General features: G+C 72.5%; 3 protein-coding genes. 2 read left to right on the top strand and 1 reads right to left on the bottom strand.

The window, feature by feature from the left end:
- Positions 1-2 precede the first annotated feature (2 nt).
- Both AB8Z36_RS37620 and AB8Z36_RS37615 read left to right on the top strand, forming a co-directional pair.
- Entirely contained in the window at positions 3-575 is a 573-nt protein-coding gene (locus AB8Z36_RS37620; RefSeq protein WP_369217868.1) for a papain-like cysteine protease family protein, read from the top strand.
- A 5-nt stretch (positions 576-580) separates the two neighbouring features.
- Positions 581-1,411 (top strand): hypothetical protein, encoded by an 831-nt coding sequence (locus AB8Z36_RS37615; RefSeq protein ID WP_369217869.1) that lies wholly within the window; start codon positions 581-583, stop codon positions 1,409-1,411.
- Between the two features lie 127 nt (positions 1,412-1,538).
- Here the strand turns inward: AB8Z36_RS37615 and AB8Z36_RS37610 are convergent.
- Positions 1,539-2,315: L,D-transpeptidase (locus AB8Z36_RS37610; protein WP_369217867.1), on the bottom strand; the 777-nt coding region annotated here is incomplete at its 5' end.

Genomic DNA, 2,315 nt, shown 5'->3' with positions numbered 1-2,315 from the left:
AGGTGACGGCGGCCCCTGCCCCCGTCACCTCGGCCACTTCCGTCACACCCGCCGCCGCCGACGCGCGCGGCACCGCGGCGGCCCCGTCCGCCCTCGCGGCGAGGCGGCTGAACATCACCATGCAGGCACAGCAGAAGGACAACTGGTGCTGGGCCGCGAGCGGCAACACCATCGCCACCTTCATGGGCCGCAACTACAGCCAGAACCAGTTCTGCAACGCCGCCTTCGGGCGCAGCCAGAACACCGAGTGCCCCAACAACCAGGCCAACCTCGCCAACGTGCAGAGCGGTCTGCGCTGGGCGGGCATCAGCCCCGGCTCGTACGTCACCGGCTGGCTCCGCTACCCGACCGTGAAGAGCGAGGTCGACGCGGGCCGCCCGATCGAGACCCGCATCCAGTGGTCCAACGGCGGCGGCCACATGCACGTGCTCTACGGCTACGACGACGCCAACAGCTTCGTCTACTGGGGCGACCCCTGGCCCTCCAGCAACCGCTACAACTGGGCGTCACACGCCTGGTACACCAACAACGACACCTTCTCCTGGACCCACTCGCTCTACCGGATCGGGGCGTGAGCGCGATGACTGGCCACCTTCCCCGCCGTCTGGTCAGGGCCGCGCTCGCCGGTTCCGCCGCCACGCTGCTGCTCGGCCTCGGGGCCCCCGCGGCCTCCGCCGACAGCGGACCCGCCGCCCCTTCCGCGGCCTCCCGCACCGCCGCCCACGAGGCCGCGGAGGCGCCGAAGACCCTGGACACGCTCTCCCGGTTCTTCGCCCGCGACGGAGCGGTCGCCAGGAGCGCGGCCGACCCCAGGGTCGAGGGCAAGGCCGTGCCCGTGTACTACCTCTCCCGTGACTTCGTCGCCGGGAAGAAGAGCGCGCCGGTCGCCCGCCTGGAGTTCCTCGCCAGCAAGGCGGTCTCGTCCGACGGCCAGAAGGCCTCCCTCTGGACGGTGAAGAGGGGCGGCTCCTGGCAGGTGGTGAACATCGCCACGGGCGACGACGAGACGCGCTACGCGCGCGTGGGCGCCGAGAAGCTCCCCGGAGGCACCGTCTTCCACGAGCCGCAGATCAACGCGTGGTACGTCCAGGGGGACGTCAAGGGCCACGCGCGCGTGCTGCCGCTCGACAAGGAGGCGATACGCGCGGTGGGCGCCAAGGGCACCTCGCTCGCCGCCTACCGTGAGCGCGTCCAGCGAGCCTACGCCGACAAGCTGCCCGGCTCTGCGTACGCGAAGTCCGGCAAGGCGGGCGGCTACGACGCACCGAAGGCGGCACACGAGCCGGAGCCGGGCGCCGTCGACGGCCCGGTCACGGTGGCCACGTCGCTGGCGGGGGCCGGCGCGCTGGCCGCCCTCGGCCTCTCCGGAGCGGCGCTCGTGCGGCGCCGCGGGGCGCGGCGGGCGAGCTGACCTGAGGGAGCCGACCCGGGGAGGCGACCCGGATCGGGGAGGCGAGCCGGGTCGGCAGACCGGGGGAAGCCCACCAGGGGGAGCGGCGGCCGGGACACCGGCCGCCGCTCCGCACGCGCGTGCCCGGTCAGTTCAGCGCGCTGCCCGCGCGCCACTGCTTCCAGCCGACGTTCCAGCCGCCGTAGCCGTTGCCCGGGTCCACCGTCTCCTTGGAGCCGACGACCCGCACGATGTCACCGGGGATCACCTCCGCGTAGAAGCGCCGCGCGGTCCCGTCGGTGGCCAGGCCTATGCAGCCGTGCGTGACGTTGCGCTCGCCCGCGGTGGCGTTCGCGTTGGGGTTCTCGTGCAGGTAGGTGCCCGACGTGGTCAGGTGCACCGCGTAGTTGTAGTAGTCCTTGTACGCCTTTCCGTAGCCGACGGTCCGGGAGTCCATGAGGACCCGGGACTGCTTGTCGAGGACGACCATCGTGCCGTTCCATGTGTCCATGCCCGGCGCCCCCGCCGTGACCTTCACCTCGCGCGTCGTGCCGTCCTTCACCACCGTCATGGTGTGGGTCCGCACATCCACGGTGGCGACGAGCGAACGGCCCACCTCGAAGGTCCGGCTGAGCGCCGACCCGGCCCGCACGGTGACCTTCGTGCCCGGCTTCCACGGCTCGCGCGGCCGGTAGTCCACGCGCTGCCCGTCGTGCAGATTGCGGTCCTTGACCCAGCTCCACGACCCCGTCACCCCGGGATCCGTCTCCACCTTCAGCCGGCGCTCGACCGCGGCCCGCTCCGCCGCACCCAGCGGCCGGTCGAAGGTCAGCGAGACCGGCATGCCGACCCCTACGGTCTGCCCGTCGGAGACATTGATCCGCGCCCCCTTCAGGGCGGCCGGGTCCGGTGCGGGCTTCTTCGT

Source organism: Streptomyces flavofungini, from assembly GCF_041028215.1.
Classification (GTDB): domain Bacteria; phylum Actinomycetota; class Actinomycetes; order Streptomycetales; family Streptomycetaceae; genus Streptomyces; species Streptomyces flavofungini_B.
Note: the sequence above shows the minus strand (reverse complement) of the source record. Positions and strands in the feature narration are given on the sequence as shown.

What these genes read in the sequence shown, in the direction of transcription:
- AB8Z36_RS37615 (WP_369217869.1), top strand. Translation starts at nt 581, where the DNA reads ATGACTGGCCACCTTCCCCGCCGTCTGGTCAGGGCCGCGCTCGCCGGT.